Genomic DNA, 21,403 nt, shown 5'->3' on the forward strand with positions numbered 1-21,403 from the left:
TGAGGTCTCCTCAAGCGGTGTAGCGGGCGTCCGGCAACGGTGCGCCCGCATCGTCGGTGGTGAAGGCGCGCAGGCCGCTGTCGTCGGCCTCGAACCAGCAGGCGCGGTCGCGCCAGTCGGCCAGCACGTGGCGCACGCAGGGACTGCCATCGACTTCGTGCTGGTGACGGGCCGGACGGTGCGTGTGGCCGTGAATCATCCGCGCGACGTCGTGGTGGCGGAACATCGATGCGATGGCGTCGGCGTTGGCGTCCATCAGGTATTCGCCCTTGCCGGCCGTGGCTTCCTTGCTGCGCCGGCGCATGTCCTCGGCGATCGCGTGGCGTTCGGCCAGCGGCCTGGCGAGGAAGGCGGTCTGCCATTGCGGGTTGCGCACCATGGCGCGGAACTGCATGTAGGGCAGGTCGTCGGTGCACAGCGTGTCGCCGTGCAGCAGCAGCGTGGGTTCGCCGCCGATGTCGGCAATCAGCCAGTCGCCATGGATGCGCGCACCGGTGGCGGCGGTGAAACCCGCGCCGAGCAGGAAATCGCGATTACCCGGCAGCACGTGCAGTTCGATGCCACGCTCGTGCAGCGCCCGCAGCGCATGGATCACCGGACGCACCGTCGGGTCATCGACGTCCTCGTCGCCTGCCCATGCCTCGAACAGATCGCCGAGCAGGAACACGCGCTGCGCGTCGCGCGCGCGGCCTTCGAGCAACGCCACGAAGGCCGCGTTCAGTGCAGGCGTGGCGGCGGACAGATGAAGATCGGAACAGAGCAGGTCCATGCCACGCACGCGGTGTTACGCCACTTCGGCGCGTTCGATCACCACGTCTTCCTTCGGCACGTCCTGGTGGAAGCCGGAGCGGCCGGTGGCCACGCCCTTGATCTTGTTCACCACGTCCATGCCTTCGGTGACGCGGCCGAACACGCAGTAGCCCCAGCCGTCCTGCGACTGTTCCTTGTCGAGAAACAGGTTGTCGCCGACGTTGATGAAGAACTGGGCCGTCGCCGAGTGCGGGTCCGAGGTGCGCGCCATGGCGATGGTGCCGACCGTGTTCGAAAGGCCGTTGCCGGCTTCGTTCTTGATCGGGGCCTGGGTGTCCTTCTGCTTCATGCCGGGCTCGAAGCCGCCGCCCTGGATCATGAAGTTGCCGATCACGCGGTGGAAGATGGTGTTGTCGTAGTGGCCGGCCTCGACGTAGGCGAGGAAGTTGGCCACCGTCTGCGGGGCCTTTTCGGCGTCCAGTTCGAGCGTGATGACGCCGTGATTGGTGTGCAGTTTGACCATGTTGTGTTCTCCGGTTGGGGGCCGCTTGCGCGGCGGTCAGGGTTTGGCTTCGAGGACGCGGACGGACTGGATGACCACCGGCGTCAGCGGCACGTCCTGGTGCATGCCGGCGTTGCCGGTGCGCACCGTGGCGATGTTGTTCACGACTTCCATGCCCTTGATCACCTTGGCGAATGCGGTGTAGCCATAGCCGTCGCGCGACGGGTAGTCGAGCATGCGGTTATCGACCAGATTGATGAAGAACTGCGCCGTCGCCGAGTGCGGGTCGTTGGTGCGTGCCATGGCCAGCGTGCCCGGCGCGTTGCGCACGCCCTTGTCGAGCGCCCGTTGTGCCTCGTTCTTCACCGGCGCACGGGTGGCCTTCTGGTTCATCTGCGGGTCGAAACCGCCGCCCTGAATCATGAAGCCGTTGATCACGCGATGGAAGATCAGACCGTCGTAGAAACCAGCTTTCACATATTCGACGAAATTGTCGACCGTGGCCGGGGCGGCTTCCGGGAACAGCTCGATCACGATGGTGCCCTGGCTGGTCTTCATTTCGACCTGCGGGTTGGCGGCGAGGGCGAACAGCGGCAGCAGGCCGGCCAGCAGGCCGAACAGGAACTTCTTCATGCGGGTGACTCCGTGTGGGTGGGAAGCGTGAAAGACAGGTGGAGCGGCGGCCGGTTCAGGCCGAGCCCTCGAAGACGATGCGCCAGCGGCCGTTCTCCTTCTGCCAGTACTGCTGCTTGCGCATCACGTTGCTGAGATTATCGCTGCGGTAGTCCTGTTCGAAGGTAACGACCACCAGGTGGTCCCGGCCGGGATTGCGGAAGGTGCTCAGATTGCGCACGCCGACCTTGATCCATTTCTTCGCCGCATTGACCTCGCGCTTGTTCTTCGCGAAGGCGTCGAAATTCTTGCCGTCGGCGCTGAACTGCGGCGAGTAGTGCGACAGCAGACGGTCGGTGTCGCGGCTTTCCCAGTCGACGCGCCACTGTTCGAGCGCGCGGTTGAATTCGGCGCGCTCGGCCTGCCAGTCGTCCAGCGTCAGCCATTCGACCTGGTCGCTGATGACCACCGGCACCGGCGCGCCCTGAACATAGCCGTTCAGCGCCTGGAAATCCGGATTGGCCAGCACGACGCAGCCGTCGGAGGCGCGCGGCGGGCGCGAGAAGGTGTCCGACGGCACGCCGTGCAGCCAGATGCCGTGGCCGTTGCGGCCCTGCTTGCGGTCCCAGGCGTTCGGATAGTTGATCGGCAATGCGCCGGCGCCATAGAAATCGGTCAGCTTCTCCGGCGGCAGGAAGCCGGTCACCTGATAGACGCCCAGCGGCGTCTTCTTGTCGCCTTCACGCATTTTCTCGATGCCGAGGCGACCGTGCGACACATACCAGTCGGCGACGAAGCGCGGCTTGCCGTCGACGTTCTCGTACAGGTAGAGGCGCGAACGTCGCGCATCGACCACCAGCGCGTGGCGCTGGTCCGCCGGCAGTTGCATCAGGTAGCGCGGTACGCGATCGACCGGCGGCTTGTCGCGGTAGGCGCGGATGCGCGCGATCGCCTCGTCGCGCAGGTCGGCCAGACGCTCGGCCGGCGCATTCGGTGCATTGCCTATCGTCGTCAGCGCGCTGGCACGCGCCATCAGCAGATCGCCGCGTATCAGGTGGGCAAGACGGAAGTTCGGCCAGATGTGGAGCAGGGCATCGACCTGTTCAAGCGCGAGGTCGAGACGCTTGCGCTCGATCTGACGGAACACCTGTTCGAGCATCGGCTCGGGGCCACTGTCGGAATAGCGGACAGCGTTGCCCGACTGGCCGGAGCCGATGGCCAGCGGCACGCACAGCGAGGACAGGAAAAGGGCGTTGCGCAGCACGCGTGTGAGCGCGCGGCTGCGGGCGACCGGGGCCGTGCTCATCCGCCGACCCGCTCCTGCTGGATCAGCCAGCGGCCGTCGCGGCGCACCAGCGTCAGCGTCTTGGTCGTGCTCGTCTTCAGGCCGACCGCCTTGTAGTGCTGGCGGAAGGTGGCGTCGGCACGGTCGGCGGCGACGGACTTCACCTTCACATTCTCGACGCGGACCTCGATTGCGCCCGGCTTGGCGATGCGCGAGCGGCGCTCGGCTTCCCAGGCGCTGCGGGGTTTGCCGTCCGGTACCTTGAAGTCGGCGGCGTAGTAGCCGAGGTAGCTCTTCACGTCCTTGCGCGACCAGGCGGCGGCCCAGTCCTGCACGGTGCGGGTGAGTTCGGCGACCGGAGGCGCGGCGGCGGCCGGGGTCGCAGCCTTGGCCGGCGCTGCCGGCACTGCGGCGGCGGGCGCCGGTGTGGGGGCTGCCGCTGGCGCTGGTGCGGGCGCTGCCGCGGTCGGTGCCGGCGGTTTCGGTGTTTCGGCGGGTTTGGCCGCCTCGGCCTGCTTCGCCGGCACAGCCGGCGTGCTCGGCGCGGGCGGCGCAGTCGGCGCCGGCGTGGTGGTCGCTGTCGACGGCGCGGCGGCGATCGGCGCAATGGCGCGCGGTTTCTGGTTGCCACGACTGCCGTTGCCGACCATTTCACGGATCAGGTTCAGCTTGCTCTGTGCAGCCTTGTTCGACGAATCGAGCTGCAGCGCGCGGTCGTAGGCCTGTGTCGCCATGCGGGCGTAGATGTCGCCGAGGTTCTCGTGCGCCACCGCGTAGCTCGGATGGGTGCGGATCGCCATCTCGAGCGCGGTCTTGGCCTTGTCGTACTGCTTCTGCTGCGCGTACAGCACCGCCAGGTTGTTGTAGGGCTCGGGCAGTTCCGGGTAGTCCTCGGTCAGCTTCTGGAACACCGAGGTGGCCTCCGGGATCTTGCCCAGTTCGGTCAGGATGAGGCCCTTGAAGAAACGGCCCTGCGGATCGCGCGGTCGCTGCGCAAGGTAGAGGTCGATCTTTTCAAGTGCCTGTTGCGGCTGCTTCAGGCGCAATAGCTGCTCCGCTTCCTGGATGCTGTCGGCGAAGACCGGTGAGACCGATGCGCACAGCATCATCAGGCCGGCGATCAGGCTGGAAACGAGGCGGGAGGCGGAGCGGTGCGTAAAGGCCATGTGTTAGACTTTTTGGCGTGAATGCGTCGTTTGACAACCCCGGATCTTATCAAGAAGGCGTGCCGGCGTCCTGTCGTTGCGTCTGATTCGAGTACTTGCCCGCAGAGCGGGTCTTCCCCTTCGCAGTCCTCCCGATTTACGGCCAGCCATGCTCAAGATTTACAACACCCTCACCCGCGAGAAGCAGGATTTCGTTCCGATCGAACCCGGCCGGGTGCGCATGTACGTGTGCGGCATGACGGTGTACGACTACTGCCACCTCGGCCACGCCCGCGTGATGGTGGTGTTCGACATGGTGACGCGCTGGCTGCGCGCAGCGGATTATCAGGTCACCTACGTCCGCAACATCACCGACATCGACGACAAGATCATCAAGCGGGCGGCCGACAACGGCGAAACGATGCGCGCGCTGACTGACCGCTTCATCGCCGCGATGCACGAGGACGCCGATGCGCTGGGCGTGCTGCGACCGGACCATGAGCCGCGCGCCACCGAATTCGTGCCGCAGATGCAGTCGCTGATCCAGCGGCTGGAGGCGAAGGGCCTGGCCTATCGCGCGGCCAGCGGCGACGTGAACTACAGCGTCCGCAAGTTCGACGGTTACGGCAAGCTGTCCGGCAAGTCGCTGGACGATCTGCGCGCCGGCGAGCGCGTCGATGTGATCGACGACAAGCAGGACCCGCTCGATTTCGTGCTGTGGAAGCACGCCAAGCCGGCCGAGCCGGCCGAGGCGAAGTGGGCGTCACCGTGGGGCGACGGCCGCCCGGGCTGGCATATCGAGTGCTCGGCGATGAGTTCGCAACTGCTCGGCGACCAGTTCGACATCCACGGCGGCGGCGCCGATCTGCAGTTCCCGCATCACGAGAACGAGATCGCCCAGAGCGAGGGCGCGCACGGCCACACCTTCGTCAATTACTGGATGCACAACGGCTTCGTCCGCGTCGACGACGAGAAGATGTCGAAGTCGCTGGGCAACTTCTTCACCATCCGCGAGGTGCTGCAGAAGTACGACGCCGAGGTGGTGCGCTTCTTCATCCTGCGTGCCCATTACCGCAGCCCGCTCAATTATTCCGACGCCCATCTCGACGACGCGCGCGGCGCACTGACCCGACTTTATACGACACTGAAGAACGTGCCGCCCGCCAGCCGCGCGCCGGACTGGTCGACGCCGGCAGGCAGCCGCTTCCGCGCAGCAATGGACGACGACTTCAACACGCCGGAAGCGATGGCGGTGCTGTTCGACCTGTCGGCCGAAGCCAACCGCAGCGGTGATGCCGCCGTGGCGGGCGAGCTGCGCGCGCTGGCCGGTGTACTCGGTCTGCTGGAACGTTCCCCGGAAGACTTCCTCAAAGGCCGTGCACAGGCTGGCGGTCTGGATGACGCGCAGATCGAGGCATTGATCGCGCAACGGGTGGCCGCCAAGAAGGCGCGCGACTTCGCGACCGCCGACCGCGTGCGTGACGAACTGAAGCAGCAGGGCGTCATCCTCGAAGATTCGGCCGCTGGAACGACCTGGCGGCGTGCGTAACATGGAGTTTTGCAGTCGGGCATGCGTGCGATCACGATCAAATCGGCGTGGAACGGCCACAGTGACTGCGAAGGCTGCAGCATCCGCCAGTCGGTGCTGTTCGCCGACCTGGTAGAGGCCGACTTCGCACTGCTGCATGAGCAGATAGATGACCTGGATTACCCCTCCAGCGCCGTCATCTATCACGCCGGCGCCCACGGCGACTGGCTGTTCACCTTGCGCGCCGGCGCGATCAAGCTGGTCCGCTACGGCAACGACGGCAATCAGCGCATCCTCCGCGTGCTGCGGCCGGGCGATGTGTGCGGCCTCGAAGCGCTGGTGCGACCCGGTTACGATCACACGGCGATCACGCTGGCGCCGACCAAGATCTGCCGCATCCCGCGCACGCTGATCGAAAGGTTGAACCGGGAGACGCCGCGGCTGCAGAAACCCTTGTTCGAGCACTGGTACGCCGCACTGGCCGAAGCCGACGCCTGGCTGGCCGAGCTGGCCGCCGGCCACGCCGACGTGAAGACGCGGGTGGCGCGCCTGCTGCTGCGACTGCGCACCGACGAGGCGCCTGGCAGGGCGATCCGCCTGAGCCTGGAAGACATCGGCGCCATCCTTGGCGTCGCCCCGGAATCGGCCAGTCGTGCGCTCGGGTTGTTGCGACGCAGCAACCTGCTCACTGACGCGGATAGCCGTTACCACTGGCGTATCGACGCTTCAGGTCTCGCCGCACTTCTTGCGGCGCACGATCAAGAAAACTGATCCAACGTTGCCGAATGCAATGCCTTTTCAGGGCAGGACCCGCCGCGTCCGAACAAATCGCATCATTCGTGACTCTTATAGCAGACATAAGACCCCGTTATGGTTAAAGTGCGTCCTCCGTGAGGATGACCGCAGGCGCAGTCGGCGGTCAGCAGGGTCCGACGCATACACCTACCCGGTGGATGCCGAGTCTGTTTCAACCGTCGAACCGGGACGGCAATGGTTACCACCCTTGTCCGATTCCGGTGGATTTTGGAGAGCGTCGCAATGAAAGTCGTCCTGTCGCCGGAGCAGCTGAACTCCGGAGAGATCCCCGTTCCGGCCTGGGTCAAAAACCGCAAGCTGGTGAAATGGGTTGCCGAGATCGCTGCGCTGACCAAGCCCGCCGCGATCCACTGGTGTGATGGTTCGCAGGAGGAGTACGACCGCCTGTGCGCCGACATGGTCGCCGCCGGCACCATGCGCCGCCTGAACCCCGAGAAGCGCCCGAATTCCTATCTCGCCTGGTCCGACCCGTCCGACGTGGCGCGTGTCGAAGACCGCACCTTCATCTGTTCCGAACGCCAGGAAGACGCCGGCCCGACCAACAACTGGATGGCCCCGGCCGAAATGAGGCAGACGCTGAACGGCCTGTTCGACGGCTGCATGCGTGGCCGCACGATGTATGTCGTGCCGTTCTCGATGGGTCCGCTTGGTTCGCACATTTCGCAGATCGGCATCGAGCTGTCCGATTCGCCCTATGTCGCCGTCAACATGCGCATCATGACCCGCATGGGCAAGGCCGTTTACGACGTGCTGGGCGAGGACGGCGAGTACGTGCCCTGCGTGCACACCGTCGGCAAGCCGCTGGCCGCCGGCGAGCAGGACGTCGCGTGGCCGTGCAACGCCACCAAGTACATCGTCCATTACCCGGAAACCCGCGAGATCTGGAGTTTCGGTTCCGGCTACGGCGGCAACGCGCTGCTCGGCAAGAAGTGTTTCGCGCTGCGCATCGCCTCGACTATGGGTCGCGACGAAGGCTGGCTGGCCGAGCACATGCTCATCCTCGGCGTGCAGAACCCGCAGGGCGAAAAGCACTACGTCGCGGCGGCCTTCCCGTCGGCCTGCGGCAAGACCAATTTCGCGATGCTGATTCCGCCCAAGGGTTTCGAGGGCTGGAAGGTGACCACCATCGGCGACGACATCGCCTGGATCAAGCCGGGCAAGGACGGTCGCCTGTACGCGATCAACCCCGAAGCCGGCTATTTCGGCGTCGCCCCCGGCACCAACGACAGCACCAACGCCAACTGCATGGCTTCGCTTCGTTCCGACACCATCTTCACCAATGTCGCGCTGACCGACGACGGCGACGTCTGGTGGGAAGGCATGACGAAGACGCCGCCGGCGCATCTGACCGACTGGCAGGGCAAGGACTGGACGCCGGAAATCGCCAAGCAGACCGGCGCCAAGGCCGCTCACCCGAACGCCCGCTTCACCGTGGCCGCCACCCAGAACCCGGTCATCGACCCGTCCTGGGACGATCCGGCCGGTGTGCCGATCTCGGCCTTCATCTTCGGCGGTCGTCGTTCGACCACGGTGCCACTGGTGACCGAGGCGCGCAACTGGATCGAGGGCGTCTACATGGCGGCGACCATGGGTTCGGAAACCACCGCTGCGGCCGCCGGCCAGCAGGGTGTGGTGCGGCGCGATCCGTTCGCCATGCTGCCGTTCTGCGGCTACAACATGAGCGACTACTTTGCGCACTGGCTGAAGCTCGGTCAGAACCTGTCGGCCCAGGGTCAGGTGCTGCCGCGCATCTTCTGCGTGAACTGGTTCCGTACCGACGACAACGGCAAGTTCGTGTGGCCGGGCTTCGGCGAAAACATGCGTGTGCTGAAGTGGATGCTGGACCGCGTGGCTGGCGGCGCCGAAGGGGCTGAGCACCTGTTCGGCACCAGTCCGCGCTACGACGACCTGAGCTGGGCCGGCACCGAGTTCAGCCGCGAACTGTTCGAGCGCATCACGTCGATCGACGTGGCCGCCTGGCAGCAGGAAATCGCGCTGCACGACGAACTGTTCGATCGTCTGCAGCACCGCCTGCCCGAGGCACTGGCCGCGGTCAAGGCGCAGATCGCGAAACAGCTCGCGGCCTGATCAGGCGCTCGCCGGCCGCGGGGGTGCCGCGGTCGGCCGCTCCGGACTTCGCCAAAAAGAAAGCCCGCTCAAAGCGGGCTTTCTTTTTGCGCGTGGCGACCGGATCAGCCGGCGAAGAAATCCTTCATCTTGTCCATCCACGACTTGGCACGCGGGCTGTGGCTCGCTTCGTCGCTGCGGTTGATGTCGTCGAATTCCTTCAGCAGTTCGCGCTGACGCGCCGTCAGGTTAACCGGCGTCTCGACCACGACGTGGCACATCAGGTCGCCCGGGTAGCTGCTGCGCACGCCCTTGATGCCCTTGCCGCGCAGGCGGAACACCTTGCCCGACTGGGTTTCGGCCGGGATCTTGATCTTGGCTGCGCCATCCAGCGTCGGAATCTCGATCTCGCCGCCCAGCGCCGCGGTGGCGAAGCCGATCGGCATTTCGCAGTGCAGGTCGTCGCCTTCGCGCTGGAACACGGTGTGCGGCTTGATGTGGATCTGCACATACAGGTCGCCGGCCGGGCCACCGCCCTGACCGCGTTCGCCTTCACCGGCCAGACGGATGCGGTCGCCCTCGTCGATGCCGGCCGGAATCTTCACCTGCAGCGTCTTGCTGCCCTTGACGCGGCCGGCGCCGTGGCAGTCGTTGCAGGGATCCTTCACCATCTTGCCGGTGCCGTGGCACTTCGGGCAGGTCTGCTGGATCGAGAAGAAGCCCTGCTGCATGCGCACCTGGCCGACACCGTTGCAGGTGGTGCAGGTGACTGGTTTGGTGCCCGGCTTGGCGCCGGTGCCGCCGCAGGTGCCGCAGTCGTCCATGGTCGGAATGCGGATGCGCGTGTCGGTGCCGCGCGCCGCTTCTTCCAGCGACACTTCGAGGTTGTAGCGCAGGTCGGCACCGCGGTAGACGCCGCTGCGACCGCCGCCGCGTCCGCCCTGGTTGCCGAAGATTTCGCCGAAGATGTCGCCGAAGGCGTCGCCGAAACCGCCGAAGCCCTGGCCGCCGCCCGCGCCGCCACCCATATTGGGGTCGACACCGGCGTGGCCGTACTGGTCGTAGGCCGCACGTTTCTGTCCGTCGGACAGGATTTCGTAGGCTTCCTTCGCTTCCTTGAACTTGTCCTCAGCTTCCTTGCTGTCCGGATTGCGGTCCGGGTGGTACTTCATCGCCAGCTTGCGGTAAGCCTTCTTGATTTCGTCATCGGAGGCGTCGCGGTTGACGCCCAGGATGTCGTAAAAATCTTTCTTCGCCATTCGTTTTCACCACAGATGCGCCAAAGGCACAGCGCGTCAGGAGTGCTCCTGCCGCGCTGTGCCTCGGTCGTTGAACTGCTCGCTGTCAGCGTCGGGAGCGCAGCTTACTTCTTGTCCTTCACCTCGGTGAATTCCGCATCGACCACGTCGCCGTCGTCGTCCTTGCGGCCGCCGGGTGCGGCGCCACCGGCCGCTTCACCGGCCGCGGCCTGCTGTTCGGCGTACATCGCCTCGCCCAGCTTCTGCGCGGCGGTCGCCAGTGCGGCGCTCTTGGCGTCGATCGCTTCCTTGTCGCCGGAGCGGATGGCTTCTTCCACTTCCTTCAGCGCAGCCTCGATCTTCTCCTTCTCGCCGGCGTCGACCTTGTCGCCGTGCTCGGTCAGCGCCTTGCGCGTCGAATGGACCAGCGCGTCGGCCTGGTTGCGGGCGTCGGCCATCTCGTGCGCGCGCTTGTCTTCTTCGGCGTGCAGTTCGGCGTCCTTCACCATGCGCTGGATCTCTTCTTCCGACAGACCCGAGTTCGCCTTGATGGTGATCTTGTTTTCCTTGCCCGTGCCCTTGTCCTTGGCCGACACGTGCAGGATGCCGTTGGCGTCGATGTCGAAGGTGACCTCGATCTGCGGCATGCCACGCGGCGCCGGGGCGATGCCTTCCAGGTTGAATTCGCCGAGCGACTTGTTGCCGCTGGCCATTTCGCGCTCGCCCTGATAGACCTTGATGGTCACCGCCGGCTGGTTGTCGTCGGCGGTCGAGAAGGTCTGCGAGAACTTGGTCGGCACCGTCGTGTTCTTCTGGATCATCTTGGTCATGACGCCGCCCAGCGTCTCGATGCCCAGCGACAGCGGGGTCACGTCGAGCAGCAGCACGTCCTTGACGTCGCCCTGCAGCACGCCACCCTGGATGGACGCGCCGACGGCGACCGCCTCATCCGGGTTCACGTCCTTGCGCGGCTCCTTGCCGAAGAATTCGCGCACCTTTTCCTGCACCTTGGGCATGCGGGTCATGCCGCCGACCAGAATGACGTCGTCGATGTCGCCGATCTTGACGCCGGAATCCTTCAGCGCGATGCGGCAGGGCTCGATCGAGCGCTCGATCAGTTCTTCCACCAGCGACTCGAACTTGGCGCGGGTGATCTTGATCGCCAGGTGCTTCGGGCCGGACGCGTCGGCGGTGATGTAGGGCAGGTTGATTTCGGTCTGCGCGCTCGACGACAGCTCGATCTTGGCCTTTTCCGCCGCTTCCTTCAGGCGCTGCAGCGCAAGGATGTCCTTCTTCAGATCGACACCCTGGTCCTTCTTGAACTCGTCGATCACGTAATCGATGATGCGCTGGTCGAAGTCCTCGCCGCCGAGGAAGGTGTCGCCGTTGGTGGCCAGCACTTCAAACTGGTGTTCGCCATCGACGTCGGCGATTTCGATGATGGACACGTCGAACGTGCCACCGCCGAGGTCATACACGGCGATCTTGGAGTCACCCGGCTTCTTGTCCATGCCGAAGGCGAGCGCAGCCGCAGTCGGCTCGTTGATGATGCGCTTGACGTCCAGACCGGCGATGCGGCCGGCGTCCTTGGTGGCCTGACGCTGGCTGTCGTTGAAGTAGGCCGGCACCGTGATGACGGCTTCGGTCACTTCTTCGCCGAGGTAGTCCTCGGCGGTCTTCTTCATCTTGCGCAGCACTTCGGCCGACACCTGCGGCGGCGCGATCTTCTTGCCGCGCACTTCGACCCAGGCGTCGCCGTTGTCGGCCTTGGCGATCTTGTAGGGCATCAGCGCGATGTCCTTCTGCACTTCCTTCTCTTCGAAGCGGCGGCCGATCAGGCGCTTGACGGCGAACAGCGTGTTGGCGGCGTTGGTGACCGCCTGACGCTTGGCCGAGGCGCCGACCAGGATTTCGCCGTCGTCGGTGTAGGCGACGATGGACGGCGTTGTGCGCGCGCCTTCCGAGTTCTCGATTACCTTGGGCTTGCCGCCTTCCATCACGGAAACGCAGCTATTGGTGGTGCCCAGGTCGATACCGATGATTTTTCCCATGTTCGGGGTCCTCTATATATATGCGGGTGGAGGAGAGAGCTTGTCTGAGGTCGAAGTGGGGCGTTTGCCCCTGCATTTCAAGGGGCTTTTCAGCCCGCTGCCTTCGAAACGATGACCAGGGCGGGGCGCAGCACGCGGTCGTGCAGCAGATAACCCTTCTGCAGCACCTGCACCACGTGGTTCGGCTCGCCCGGCGCCTCGATCTGGCTGATCGCCTGGTGCTTGTGCGGGTCGAATTTTTCGCCCAGCGGGTTCACTTCCTCGACGCTGGCGCCGGCAAAGGCCTGCGCCAGCTGCTTCAGCGTCAGTTCGACGCCTTCGCGGATCTTGGCGACGTCGTTCGAGGTGTCGGCCAGCGCCGCTTCCAGGCTGTCCTTGACCGGCACCATGGCGGAAGCGAACTTCTCGGCGGCGAACTTGCCCGCCTTGATCACGTCCTCGGCGGCGCGACGGCGCATGTTTTCCGTTTCGGCCTTGGCGCGCAGCAGCGCGTCCTGCAGCTCGGCCACCTTTTGCTCGGCGGCGGCCAGCGCCTCGGGCGTTGCAGGAGCGGCCGGCGTGGCGGCTTCGGTGTTGGGGGCGGCCTGCTGTTCTTCGGGCACCGGTTGCGGGGTCTGCTCGGTCATGCGTAAAGTCCTCTGAATCTGAGACCCGCCGGAAATGGGGGCGTCCGGACGCATTTCAAGCCCGGAAAGTCGACTTTCCATCAGCCTTTTGACCCATTCTTTGTCCGGCGCTTGGCGATGGCCTATCATTCGCGGTTCATGACGCGTCCATCGCTCCACACGACATGCTCGAACGCATTGGCAAATACAGGGTAATCCGCGAAATCGGCAAAGGCGCCACCGCGACTGTCTACCTGTGCAAGTGCGACGACATCGAGGAAATGGTCGCCGTCAAGCTGGTCGATTTCGGCGACAAGAACCGCGATCAGGGCAAGTGGTCGCGGCGCATGCGCAAGCTCTTCCTGACCGAGGCGGCGATCGCCGCCAAGCTCGACCATCCGAACATCATCCGCATCTACGACGCGCAGGTCGAAGAGAACCGGGCCTATCTGGTCATGGAATTCATCGACGGCCAGCCGCTCGACCACTACTGCGAATTCAACACGATGCTGCCGCTGCCGCGCGCGGTGAGCATCGTGTTCAAGTGCGCGATGGCGCTCGATTACGCCTTCCGCCACGGCGTCGTGCACCGCGACATCAAGCCGGCCAACATCCTGATCGGTGCCAACGATCTGGTGAAGGTGACCGACTTCGGCTTGGCGCTGAACGTGGCCAAGGAGAACGACAAGGATTCGACCTTCATCATGGGCGTGGGCTCACCGGCCTACATGAGCCCGGAACAGGTGAAGGGCTATCCGCTGAACCAGAAGACCGACCTCTACTCGCTGGGGGTCGTGCTGTTCCACTTACTGACCGGTAGGCTGCCCTTCCGCGCCAAGCATCCGGCCCAGCTCATCTACAAGATCATCAACGCCGACCCGCCGTCGGCGTCGCAGCTGAACCCGGAAGTGCCGGAAGCGATGGACCGGGTGATCCGCAAGGCGCTGGAGAAGGACCTCTACTCGCGCTACAAGAACGGCGCCGAGTTCGCGAAGGACCTGTCGACGGTGCGTTTCAAGATCCTCGACGACAAGTACGTGCCGCCGGACACCACGCGCTTCTCCATCCTGCGCAAGATGACCTTCTTCACCGAATTCGACGACGTCGAGGTGTGGGAGGTGCTGCGTTTCTCGAACTGGCGGCAATACACCGAAGGCACGGTGCTGATGCGCGAGGGCGACAGCGACAACCGCTTCGGGCTGATCGTGTCCGGCCATGTCCGGGTGGTGGTCGGCGGCAGGCTGCTGGCCGAACTGGGGCCGGGCGAGGTGGTCGGCGAAATGGGCTATCTCGACCCCAACCACCTGCGCCGCTCGGCGACCGTGATCGCGTCCTCGCCGGTGGCTTTTCTCGAAGTCAGCCCGTCGGCGCTGGCGCTCGCGTCGGAAGAGTGTCTGGAGCACTTCCGCGCCCAGCTCATCAGCACCGTGGTGCAACGGCTGGCCCGCGCCAATTCCGCGCTTGCCGCCCAGGGCGAGCAGGTGGTGCTGGCGACCGAATCGGGTTTTTCCGTCATCGGCGGCGGCATCGACCTCGAACTGCTGCCCGATACGCCGGCGCGACGCTGAGCGTTCTGCACGTGTCGGCGAGCCCTGCGGCGTGAAGAACGCCCGCCGGCCCGGCTAAAGTTTCGACACGGCAGGCCGAAACTCTCCTCACAAGCACATGGCGACGCCTGTGCTATTGGAAGGAGACCGACCTTGAGCCGCAATTCAGTTTATGGCATCAGCCGCGTGGACAACGAAGCCAGCCGTACGCATGGCTGGCTCGTGACCATACAGCGACGCGGAGTGATACACCGGAAGCACTTCAGCGATGGTGTCTTCGGCGGCAAGCAGAAGGCCTTTGCCGCCGCCAAGCAGTTTCGCGACGACATCATTTCGAAATTTCCGCCCTTCTCGTTGCGCGAGTATTCGAGCATCGTCAAGAAGAACAACCGTTCCGGCGTGGTCGGCGTGTGCCGCTATTGCGCTTCCGAAACCCGTGACATGCCGGAGGACAAGCAGCGCTGGTTCTGGGTGGCTTCGTGGCCGCTGCCGTCCGGTCGTCGCAAGCGGGTCAAGTTCTCGGTGAACAAGTACGGCGAGGAAGGTGCGTTCAAGATGGCGCTGAAGGCGCGCAAGGATGCGCTGAAAAAGCTCGATGGCCAGTTCGATCCGGGTGCTTCGCGGCGCGGCCGTCCGCGCAAGGCGAAGAACGACGAGAACATCGTGCCGACGCGCGCTGCGGCCTGAACGCAGCAGCACGCAAAAGAAAGGCGACCGCGAGGTCGCCTTTTTTCATTGCTTCGCGCCCATCGCCGTCGCGTTGCGCGCCTGCAGCGCAAGGTCGGCGGGCGGCCGGCCGGCTTCGTCCCACCAGTGGCCCAGTTCGCGGCGCACGATGCCGCCCAGCGCGGCGATCCAGTCCGGTCGCTCGTTCAGGCAGGGGATGTAGCTGAACTGCTTGCCGCCGCGACCGATGAAGGCGTCGCGGTTCTCGACCGCGATTTCCTCCAGCGTTTCCAGACAGTCGGCGACGAAGCCGGGGCACATCACCTCGACGCTGCGCAGGCCGCCCTCGGCCAGCTTTTCCAGTGTCGGCTGCGTGTACGGTTCGAGCCAGCGGGCGCGACCGAAGCGCGACTGGAAGGTGACCAGATAGTCCTCCTTCGCCAGACCGAGCGCCTCGGCGATCAGGCGGCCGGTCTTGTGACACTCGCAGTGGTAGGGATCGCCCTTTTCCAGGTGGAAGTGCGGCACGCCGTGAAAGGACATGACCAGCTTGTCGGCACGGCCGTTCTTCTGCCAGTGCTCGCGCACGCTGGCCGCCAGCGCGTCGATATAGGCGCGGTCGCCGGCGAAGGCGCGGACGTAGCGCATTTCCGGCAGGTTGCGCCAGCGCAGCAGCGCACGCGCCATCTCGTCCACCACCGAACCGGTCGTGCTGGAGGCGCCCTGGGGGTACATCGGCACCATCAGGATGCGCGTGAAGCCGTCGGCCTTCATCTGCTGCAGTACGTCGGCAATCGACGGGCTGCCGTAGCGCATCGCGTGCCGCACCTCGATGTCGCGCTGCCCTTCGGCCACCATCCAGCCGCGCAGCAGCTTGGTCTGCCTTTCGGTATGCACACGCAGCGGCGAGCCCTCGTCGGTCCACACGGTCGCGTACTTTTCCGCCGACTGCTTCGGGCGCACATTGAGGATGATGCCGTTGAGTATCAGCCACCACAGCGGCTTCGGCACCTCGACCACGCGGTCATCGGACAGGAATTCCTTCAGATAGCGGCGCAGTGAGGGCGCATCGGCCTGGTCCGGCGTACCCAGATTGACCAGCAGCACGCCGGTGCGCGGCATCTGGCCGTGTGAATAAGGCGGTTCTTCGACGAAGCGGGACATATCCGGTTTTCTTGTTGTGATCCGTCCCGGTGGAGACGGGTTTTCAGGTCTGGCTCAGGGCGCTCGACAGCAGTTTCGCGGTGACGTCGACGATCGGAATCACGCGCTCGTAGGCCATGCGCGTCGGTCCGATCACACCCACGGTGCCCACCACCTGACCCTGCACCTCGTATGGCGCGGTCACCACGCTGCATTCGTCGAGCGGGGCCAGACCGGATTCGCCGCCGATGAAGATCTGCACGCCATCGGCCCGCTGCGACAGGTCGAGCAGACTGGCCAGCTGCGTGCGCTGATCGAACAACGAGAACAGCTCGCGCAGTCGCGACATGTTGGACGCGAGATCGTCGACTTCGAGCAGATTGCGCTCGCCGGTGATGACGTACTGCCCCTTGTCGTCGGAGAAGGCCTCGTTGCCGGCCTGCAACGCAGCCGACATCAGCGTGGTCAGATCGCCGTGCAACTGCTTCAGTTCCGCCTGCAGTCGGCCGCGGATCTCGTCGAAATCGAAGCCGACGTAGTGCTGATTCAGGTAGTTGGCCGCACTGACCAGCTCCGACGGCGAAAAGTTGCGTTCGGTCAGCAGGATGCGGTTCTGCACCTCGCCGGTGTCGGTCACGATGATGAGCAGGATGCGCTTGTCCGACAGGCTCAGGAACTCGATCTGCCGGATGCGCGGCAACTGGCGGCGCGGCGCGACCACGATGCCGGCGAAGCGGGTGAGCTGCGACAGCAGTTGCGACGCCTGATTGACCAGCAGCCGCGGATCGGCCGGGCGCAGCTCGCCTTTCAGTTCGCTGATCTGGCCGGGCTCAAGCGGCTGCACTGACAGCAGCGTGTCGACGAAGAAGCGGTAGCCGCGTGGCGTCGGGATGCGGCCGGCCGAGGTGTGCGGGCTGGCGATGTAGCCCATGTCCTCGAGGTCTGACATGACGTTGCGTATGGTCGCCGGCGACAGATCGAGGCCGGAGTACTTCGACAGCGTGCGCGAACCCACCGGCTGGCCGTCGGCGATGTAGCGCTCGACCAGGGTCTTGAGCAGCAGTCTCGAACGATCTTCAAGCATGGTGCGGGTGGCGGGATACGGATCCTGATGCGGTTGCGGAGACTGATTCTAGAGCAGCGCCGGCATGTTGGCGCCGTCAGCGCACCGATATTGACACAGCCGTCGTCACCCCGCCGTGCCGTCGATGACGGGTCGGGGCTTTGTGGTTTAATTCGCCGATGAAAAACGAATCCCCGGCCTTTGGCTGCGTCGCGCTGATCGGCAAGTACCAGAGCGCCGAAGTGGCCGAGTCACTGCGCGCGCTGGCGCACTGGCTGAGCGAGTCCGGGCGCGAGGTGCTGATCGAGCAGGCATCGGCCGAAGTGCTGCCGGACGACCGCTTCGAGGTGGCCGATTTCGATACCCTGGGCCGCCGAGCGAAGCTGGCGGTGGTGGTCGGAGGCGACGGTTCGCTGATCAGCGCCGCGCGCAAGCTGGCGCCGCACGACGTGCCGCTGGTCGGCATCAACCAGGGCCGTCTCGGCTTCCTGACTGACGTCGCCCGCTCCAACATGCTGGCGGCGATGGAATCGCTGATGCAGGGCCAGTTCCGTCCGGAGCGTCGCGCGCTGATGCAGGCTTCGGTGCTGCGCGAAGGTGCCGAGGTGTTCTCCGCGTTCGCCTTCAACGACGTGGTCATTTCGAAGGGCGACCTCGGCCGCATGATCGAGTTCGAAATGCGGGTCGACGACGAATTTGTCTACAGCCAGCGGTCCGACGGGCTCATCGTATCGACGCCGACCGGCTCGACCGCCTACTCGCTGTCGGCCAACGGACCCATCCTGCATCCATCCCTTGGCGGCATGCTCATCGTGCCGCTGTGCCCGCACGCGCTGTCGTCGCGCCCCATCGTGCTTGGCGATTCGGCCGTGCTGAAGGTACGCCTGTTCTCGCGGCACGACGCGCGGGCGCACTTCGACGGCCAGGAGCACTGCAATCTGCAGGGCGACGACGTGCTGCGCATCGAGCGTTCACCGTATCGCGTTACCTTGCTGCACCCGCCCGGCTACAGCTACTTCTCGATGCTGCGCGAAAAGCTGCGCTGGAGCGAGGCGCCCAAGGAAGTCTGAACCTCACGTCTGAGTCCCTTTCGTTTCATGCTCGAACGTCTTTTCATCCGCGACTTCATCCTGGTCGACCGGCTCGAACTCGACTTCGCGTCCGGTTTCGGCGCGCTGACCGGCGAGACCGGCGCCGGCAAGTCCATCCTGGTCGATGCGCTGGGGCTGCTGCTCGGTGGCCGGGCCGATGCCTCGGTCGTGCGCGCCGGCTGTGACCGGGCGGAACTGTCGGCCGAGTTTTCCTGTGCCGCCGACAGTGCCGTCGCCGGCTGGCTGAAGGAACAGGATTTCCAGCTGGAAGAGGGCATGGTGATCGCCCGTCGCGTCATCGACGCTGGCGGTCGTTCGCGCGCCTACATCAACGGTGCGCCGGCCAGCGTGAGCCAGCTGCGCGATCTGGGCGGCCAGCTGGTCGACATCCACGGTCAGCACGCCCATCAGGCGCTGATGCGTGAGACGGCGCAGCGCGCGCTGTTCGACCAGCACGCCGGTCTGACCGCGCAGGTGGCGACCGTCGGGCGGCTGCATCGTGAATGGCAGCAGCGCGAACAGGCGCTTGCGCGCGCTCTGCAGGACCGCGATGCCGCCGAGCGCGAGCGCGAGCGGCTGCAGTGGCAGGTCGAGGAGCTGACGGCGCTGGCCTTCGAACCGCAGGCATGGGCCGAATTGCAACAGGATCACGGCCGACTGGCGCATGCCACACAACTGCTCGAGGGCTCGGCCGAGGCGCTGGCGCTGATCGAGGAGGGCGAGGCGGCGCTCGACGGGCAACTGGCGCACATCGCGTCACTGCTCGGCCGGCTGGAAGCCTTCGACGCCTCGCTCGGCGAATGTCGTGGCCTGATCGAGTCGGCCGCCACACAGGTCGACGAGGCGGCGCGCGCGCTGCGCGCCTACGCGCATCGCATCGATGCCGACCCGGCCGCCCTGGCGCGTGCCGACGAACGCATAGCGACGGTGCTGGCCTGCGCGCGCAAATACCGCGTCGATCCGGACGAACTGCCGCAGCTGCTGGCCGACAGCCAGGAAGGGCTGCAGCGGCTGGAGGCGGAATCCGACCCGGCCGCGCTCGAAGCGGCGCGCGATGCTGCACGGGCGGCCTGCGTCGAGGCGGCCAAGGAACTGTCCGATGCGCGCCGGCCGGCGGCAAAGCAGTTGTCAGAGGCGGTGACCGCGGCAATGTCCGAGCTGGCGATGCAGGGCGGGCGCTTCGAAGTGGTGCTGAAGCCGCTCGATCAGCCGTCGGCCACCGGCCTCGAAGAGGTCGAATTTCATGTCGCCGCCAATCCGGGGCAGCCACTTGCACCGTTGGCCAAGGTGGCCTCGGGCGGCGAGCTGTCACGCATCGGACTTGCCATCCAGGTCATCGCCAGCGCGCGCAGCGGCACGCCGACGCTGGTGTTCGACGAGGTCGATGTCGGCATCGGCGGCCGCGTGGCCGAAGTGGTCGGGCGTCAGCTCGCCCGTCTGGGCGAGGCGCGGCAGGTGCTGTGCGTGACCCATCTGCCGCAGGTGGCGGCGCGGGCGGACTGGCAGTGGTCGATCGCCAAGCGCAGCGAGGGCGGGCAGACGCGCAGTTCGGTCACGCCGCTGGATGCGCCGGCGCGCGTTGACGAGATTGCCCGCATGCTGGGCGGCGAAGTGATCACCGACACCACCCGCGCGCACGCGCGCGAAATGCTCGGCGCCTGATCAGTTCAGCCCGACCGCCAGCGTGATCACGCCGGTGGCGACGAACAGGCCGGCGGCGATGCGCCGTATCCAGTTCACCGGCAGCCGCTGCGCCAGTTTCTGGCCGATATACACCGCCGGTACGTTCGCGATCATCATGCCCAGCGTCGTGCCGGCGACCACCCAGACATAGGCGTCCTCGAAGCGGGCGCCCAGCGCCACTGTCGCCAGCTGTGTCTTGTCGCCCATTTCGGCCATGAAGAACAGCAGGGTCGAGGTCAGGAACACGCCGTGCGCGCTGCCGACTTCGGTTTCCTCCAGCTTGTCCGGCACCAGCGCCCACAGCCCGCAGCCGATGAAGGCGAGGCCGACGATCCAGCGCAGCACCTCCGGCGACAGGACGGAAGCGACCAGCGCGCCGAGCCAGGCGGCCAGCGCGTGGTTCAGCACGGTGGCTACCAGTATGCCGAGGCAGATGGCACGTGGCCGGCGCATGCGCGCCGCCAGCACGAAGGACAGCAGCTGTGTCTTGTCGCCGATTTCGGCGAGCGCGACCAGCGCGGTGGAGGCGATCAGGGCATCCATGGGCAAGCCGCCGGGCGGCGGCGAGGGTGGGCGCGGCTGGACTCAGCCGCGGGGCGTGGTCTTGCGCTTGTTCGGGCAGGCTTCGGTCGAGCAGTCGGCGAAGATGGTCAGCGCGTGGTCGTGTACGGTGAAGCCGCGTTCCTTGGCCACCTTGATCTGGCGGCGTTCGATCTCGGCGTCGTAGAACTCCTCGACCTTGCCACACTGGATGCACACCAGATGATCATGGTGGTGGCCTTCGTTCAGTTCGAATACCGCCTTGCCCGACTCGAAGAAATGGCGTTCGAGCAGGCCGGCCTGCTCGAACTGGGTCAGCACGCGGTAGACCGTGGCGAGGCCGATGTCCATGTCCTCCTGCAGCAGGGCCTTGTAGACGTCCTCGGCGCTCATGTGGCGCACGTCTGCACGCTGGAAAAGCTCGAGGATCTTCAGTCGCGGCAGCGTGGCCTTGAGGCCGATGTTCTTCAGGTTCTGGGAATTTGCGCTCATCCGGGTCGTCTGGAGGCTATGGCAAGGTCGCTATAATATAGACTTTCGCGTCCGGCCCGGCGTTCCGCCTGCGGTCGCCCGATCATCACCCGAGTCCTGCCCGCGATGTCCCTCGCTCCCTTTGCCACCCTGAGCCGCGTCTGTCTAGCGCTTGTTCCGTTGATTGCCGGCTGCAGCAGTTTCGAGGTGCCCGATGCGCTCGACGTCACCAGCAAGCTCAATCCCTACCGTATCGACATCCGTCAGGGCAATCTGGTCACCCAGGACATGGTGGGTCAGCTCAAGGCGGGCATGAGCCGCGAGCAGGTCCGCTTCGTGCTCGGTTCGCCGATGCTGGCCGACGTGTTCCACCCGGACCGCTGGGATTACGTCTATTACTTCAAGCCGGGCAACAAACCGGAAGACACGCAGCAGCGCCGGCTCATCGTCTATTTCGAGGACGACAAGCTGGTCAGCGTGGGCGGCGACGTGGTCGCTGCGGAAGATGGCGAGATCCAGCCACCGGAGCCGCGTACGCGCACGCTCGATCTGGGCGAGATTGCGGCACCCGAGAAGAAGTGAAACCGGGCGCTGCGAGCG

Annotated in this window: 20 protein-coding genes; 8 read left to right on the forward strand and 12 right to left on the reverse strand. The window is 65.5% G+C overall.

The features are described 5' to 3' along the window. Nucleotides 1-10: 10 nt before the first annotated feature. From WDZ97_RS01580 to WDZ97_RS01600, 5 genes are read right to left on the reverse strand one after another with little or no spacing between them, the layout of a single operon-like run. Nucleotides 11-769 carry a UDP-2,3-diacylglucosamine diphosphatase gene (locus WDZ97_RS01580; protein ID WP_425761602.1) on the reverse strand — a complete coding sequence of 253 codons (759 nt, stop codon included), beginning with the start codon at nt 767-769 and terminating at the stop codon, nt 11-13. A 15-nt stretch (nt 770-784) separates the two neighbouring features. Then, nucleotides 785-1,273: a peptidylprolyl isomerase gene (locus WDZ97_RS01585; protein WP_419542864.1), complete on the reverse strand. Its 489-nt coding sequence runs from the start codon at nt 1,271-1,273 to the stop codon at nt 785-787. A gap of 36 nt (nt 1,274-1,309) precedes the next feature. Next, nucleotides 1,310-1,885, reverse strand: coding sequence for a peptidylprolyl isomerase (locus tag WDZ97_RS01590; protein ID WP_019917475.1), 576 nt, complete (start codon nt 1,883-1,885; stop codon nt 1,310-1,312). 55 nt (nt 1,886-1,940) lie between these two features. Beyond that, on the reverse strand, nt 1,941-3,170 hold the full coding sequence (locus WDZ97_RS01595) for a L,D-transpeptidase family protein (RefSeq protein WP_425761603.1): 1,230 nt from the start codon (nt 3,168-3,170) through the stop codon (nt 1,941-1,943). Continuing rightward, nucleotides 3,167-4,315 (reverse strand): L,D-transpeptidase Cds6 family protein, encoded by a 1,149-nt coding sequence (locus WDZ97_RS01600; RefSeq protein WP_425761604.1) that lies wholly within the window; start codon nt 4,313-4,315, stop codon nt 3,167-3,169. Before WDZ97_RS01600 ends, WDZ97_RS01595 begins: the two co-directional genes overlap by 4 nt. A 148-nt stretch (nt 4,316-4,463) precedes the next feature. Between WDZ97_RS01600 and cysS the strand changes: the two genes are divergently transcribed. The 3 genes from cysS to WDZ97_RS01615 all read left to right on the forward strand — a co-directional run bounded on the left by cysS (nt 4,464) and on the right by WDZ97_RS01615 (nt 8,726). Next, nucleotides 4,464-5,843 (forward strand): cysteine--tRNA ligase, encoded by a 1,380-nt coding sequence (gene cysS, locus WDZ97_RS01605; RefSeq protein ID WP_304002476.1) that lies wholly within the window; start codon nt 4,464-4,466, stop codon nt 5,841-5,843. A 21-nt stretch (nt 5,844-5,864) separates the two neighbouring features. Then, complete coding sequence (locus WDZ97_RS01610) at nt 5,865-6,593, forward strand: Crp/Fnr family transcriptional regulator (RefSeq protein ID WP_304002479.1); 729 nt, start codon at nt 5,865-5,867, stop codon at nt 6,591-6,593. Between the two features lie 267 nt (nt 6,594-6,860). Continuing rightward, on the forward strand, nt 6,861-8,726 hold the full coding sequence (locus tag WDZ97_RS01615; protein WP_304002482.1) for a phosphoenolpyruvate carboxykinase (GTP): 1,866 nt from the start codon (nt 6,861-6,863) through the stop codon (nt 8,724-8,726). A 104-nt stretch (nt 8,727-8,830) separates the two neighbouring features. On the opposite strand, the gene dnaJ is transcribed toward WDZ97_RS01615, so the two are convergent. The 3 genes from dnaJ to grpE form a co-directional block, all read right to left on the reverse strand. Beyond that, a complete protein-coding gene (gene dnaJ / locus WDZ97_RS01620) occupies nt 8,831-9,964 on the reverse strand; it encodes a molecular chaperone DnaJ (protein WP_019917486.1) in 1,134 nt (377 codons plus the stop codon). A 104-nt stretch (nt 9,965-10,068) separates the two neighbouring features. After that, entirely contained in the window at nt 10,069-11,994 is a 1,926-nt protein-coding gene (dnaK, locus tag WDZ97_RS01625; protein ID WP_425761605.1) for a molecular chaperone DnaK, read from the reverse strand. 89 nt (nt 11,995-12,083) lie between these two features. Then, entirely contained in the window at nt 12,084-12,620 is a 537-nt protein-coding gene (gene grpE, locus WDZ97_RS01630; protein WP_425761606.1) for a nucleotide exchange factor GrpE, read from the reverse strand. 164 nt (nt 12,621-12,784) lie between these two features. On the opposite strand from grpE, the gene WDZ97_RS01635 reads away from it, so the two are divergent. Together WDZ97_RS01635 and WDZ97_RS01640 are read left to right on the forward strand one after the other, a co-directional pair. Beyond that, a complete protein-coding gene (locus tag WDZ97_RS01635; RefSeq protein WP_019917489.1) occupies nt 12,785-14,167 on the forward strand; it encodes a protein kinase domain-containing protein in 1,383 nt (460 codons plus the stop codon). Nucleotides 14,168-14,299: 132 nt separating this feature from the next. Continuing rightward, nucleotides 14,300-14,833, forward strand: a complete 534-nt coding sequence (locus WDZ97_RS01640) for an AP2 domain-containing protein (protein WP_020165304.1) — start codon at nt 14,300-14,302, stop codon at nt 14,831-14,833. Between the two features lie 45 nt (nt 14,834-14,878). On the opposite strand, the gene hemH is transcribed toward WDZ97_RS01640, so the two are convergent. Both hemH and hrcA read right to left on the reverse strand, forming a co-directional pair. Beyond that, a complete protein-coding gene (hemH, locus tag WDZ97_RS01645; protein ID WP_425761607.1) occupies nt 14,879-15,976 on the reverse strand; it encodes a ferrochelatase in 1,098 nt (365 codons plus the stop codon). Nucleotides 15,977-16,019: 43 nt separating this feature from the next. After that, complete coding sequence (gene hrcA, locus WDZ97_RS01650) at nt 16,020-17,039, reverse strand: heat-inducible transcriptional repressor HrcA (protein ID WP_020165302.1); 1,020 nt, start codon at nt 17,037-17,039, stop codon at nt 16,020-16,022. Between the two features lie 158 nt (nt 17,040-17,197). Between hrcA and WDZ97_RS01655 the strand changes: the two genes are divergently transcribed. Beyond that, a complete protein-coding gene (locus tag WDZ97_RS01655; protein ID WP_304002496.1) occupies nt 17,198-18,088 on the forward strand; it encodes an NAD kinase in 891 nt (296 codons plus the stop codon). Nucleotides 18,089-18,115: 27 nt separating this feature from the next. Beyond that, a complete protein-coding gene (gene recN, locus WDZ97_RS01660; protein WP_304002497.1) occupies nt 18,116-19,771 on the forward strand; it encodes a DNA repair protein RecN in 1,656 nt (551 codons plus the stop codon). On the opposite strand, the gene WDZ97_RS01665 is transcribed toward recN, so the two are convergent. Next, complete coding sequence (locus WDZ97_RS01665; RefSeq protein WP_304002500.1) at nt 19,772-20,335, reverse strand: TMEM165/GDT1 family protein; 564 nt, start codon at nt 20,333-20,335, stop codon at nt 19,772-19,774. A 42-nt stretch (nt 20,336-20,377) separates the two neighbouring features. Next, nucleotides 20,378-20,824: a ferric iron uptake transcriptional regulator gene (gene fur, locus WDZ97_RS01670; protein ID WP_019917499.1), complete on the reverse strand. Its 447-nt coding sequence runs from the start codon at nt 20,822-20,824 to the stop codon at nt 20,378-20,380. A 105-nt stretch (nt 20,825-20,929) separates the two neighbouring features. On the opposite strand from fur, the gene WDZ97_RS01675 reads away from it, so the two are divergent. Continuing rightward, nucleotides 20,930-21,385, forward strand: a complete 456-nt coding sequence (locus WDZ97_RS01675) for an outer membrane protein assembly factor BamE (RefSeq protein WP_304002503.1) — start codon at nt 20,930-20,932, stop codon at nt 21,383-21,385. The last annotated feature ends 18 nt before the right edge of the window (nt 21,386-21,403 follow it).

It is taken from the genome of Methyloversatilis sp. MC4-4 (assembly GCF_049843555.1).
Lineage (GTDB): Bacteria > Pseudomonadota > Gammaproteobacteria > Burkholderiales > Rhodocyclaceae > Methyloversatilis > Methyloversatilis discipulorum_B.

Bases quoted from the DNA above. Each gene is read 5' to 3' on its own strand.
- WDZ97_RS01580 (WP_425761602.1), bottom strand. From the start codon at position 769: ATGGACCTGCTCTGTTCCGATCTTCATCTGTCCGCCGCCACGCCTGCA.
- WDZ97_RS01585 (WP_419542864.1), bottom strand. From the start codon at position 1,273: ATGGTCAAACTGCACACCAATCACGGCGTCATCACGCTCGAACTGGAC.
- WDZ97_RS01590 (WP_019917475.1), bottom strand. From the start codon at position 1,885: ATGAAGAAGTTCCTGTTCGGCCTGCTGGCCGGCCTGCTGCCGCTGTTC.
- WDZ97_RS01595 (WP_425761603.1), bottom strand. From the start codon at position 3,170: ATGAGCACGGCCCCGGTCGCCCGCAGCCGCGCGCTCACACGCGTGCTG.
- WDZ97_RS01600 (WP_425761604.1), bottom strand. From the start codon at position 4,315: ATGGCCTTTACGCACCGCTCCGCCTCCCGCCTCGTTTCCAGCCTGATC.
- cysS (WP_304002476.1), top strand. From the start codon at position 4,464: ATGCTCAAGATTTACAACACCCTCACCCGCGAGAAGCAGGATTTCGTT.
- WDZ97_RS01610 (WP_304002479.1), top strand. From the start codon at position 5,865: ATGCGTGCGATCACGATCAAATCGGCGTGGAACGGCCACAGTGACTGC.
- WDZ97_RS01615 (WP_304002482.1), top strand. From the start codon at position 6,861: ATGAAAGTCGTCCTGTCGCCGGAGCAGCTGAACTCCGGAGAGATCCCC.
- dnaJ (WP_019917486.1), bottom strand. From the start codon at position 9,964: ATGGCGAAGAAAGATTTTTACGACATCCTGGGCGTCAACCGCGACGCC.
- dnaK (WP_425761605.1), bottom strand. From the start codon at position 11,994: ATGGGAAAAATCATCGGTATCGACCTGGGCACCACCAATAGCTGCGTT.
- grpE (WP_425761606.1), bottom strand. From the start codon at position 12,620: ATGACCGAGCAGACCCCGCAACCGGTGCCCGAAGAACAGCAGGCCGCC.
- WDZ97_RS01635 (WP_019917489.1), top strand. From the start codon at position 12,785: ATGCTCGAACGCATTGGCAAATACAGGGTAATCCGCGAAATCGGCAAA.
- hemH (WP_425761607.1), bottom strand. From the start codon at position 15,976: ATGTCCCGCTTCGTCGAAGAACCGCCTTATTCACACGGCCAGATGCCG.
- hrcA (WP_020165302.1), bottom strand. From the start codon at position 17,039: ATGCTTGAAGATCGTTCGAGACTGCTGCTCAAGACCCTGGTCGAGCGC.
- WDZ97_RS01655 (WP_304002496.1), top strand. From the start codon at position 17,198: ATGAAAAACGAATCCCCGGCCTTTGGCTGCGTCGCGCTGATCGGCAAG.
- recN (WP_304002497.1), top strand. From the start codon at position 18,116: ATGCTCGAACGTCTTTTCATCCGCGACTTCATCCTGGTCGACCGGCTC.
- WDZ97_RS01665 (WP_304002500.1), bottom strand. From the start codon at position 20,335: ATGGATGCCCTGATCGCCTCCACCGCGCTGGTCGCGCTCGCCGAAATC.
- fur (WP_019917499.1), bottom strand. From the start codon at position 20,824: ATGAGCGCAAATTCCCAGAACCTGAAGAACATCGGCCTCAAGGCCACG.
- WDZ97_RS01675 (WP_304002503.1), top strand. From the start codon at position 20,930: ATGTCCCTCGCTCCCTTTGCCACCCTGAGCCGCGTCTGTCTAGCGCTT.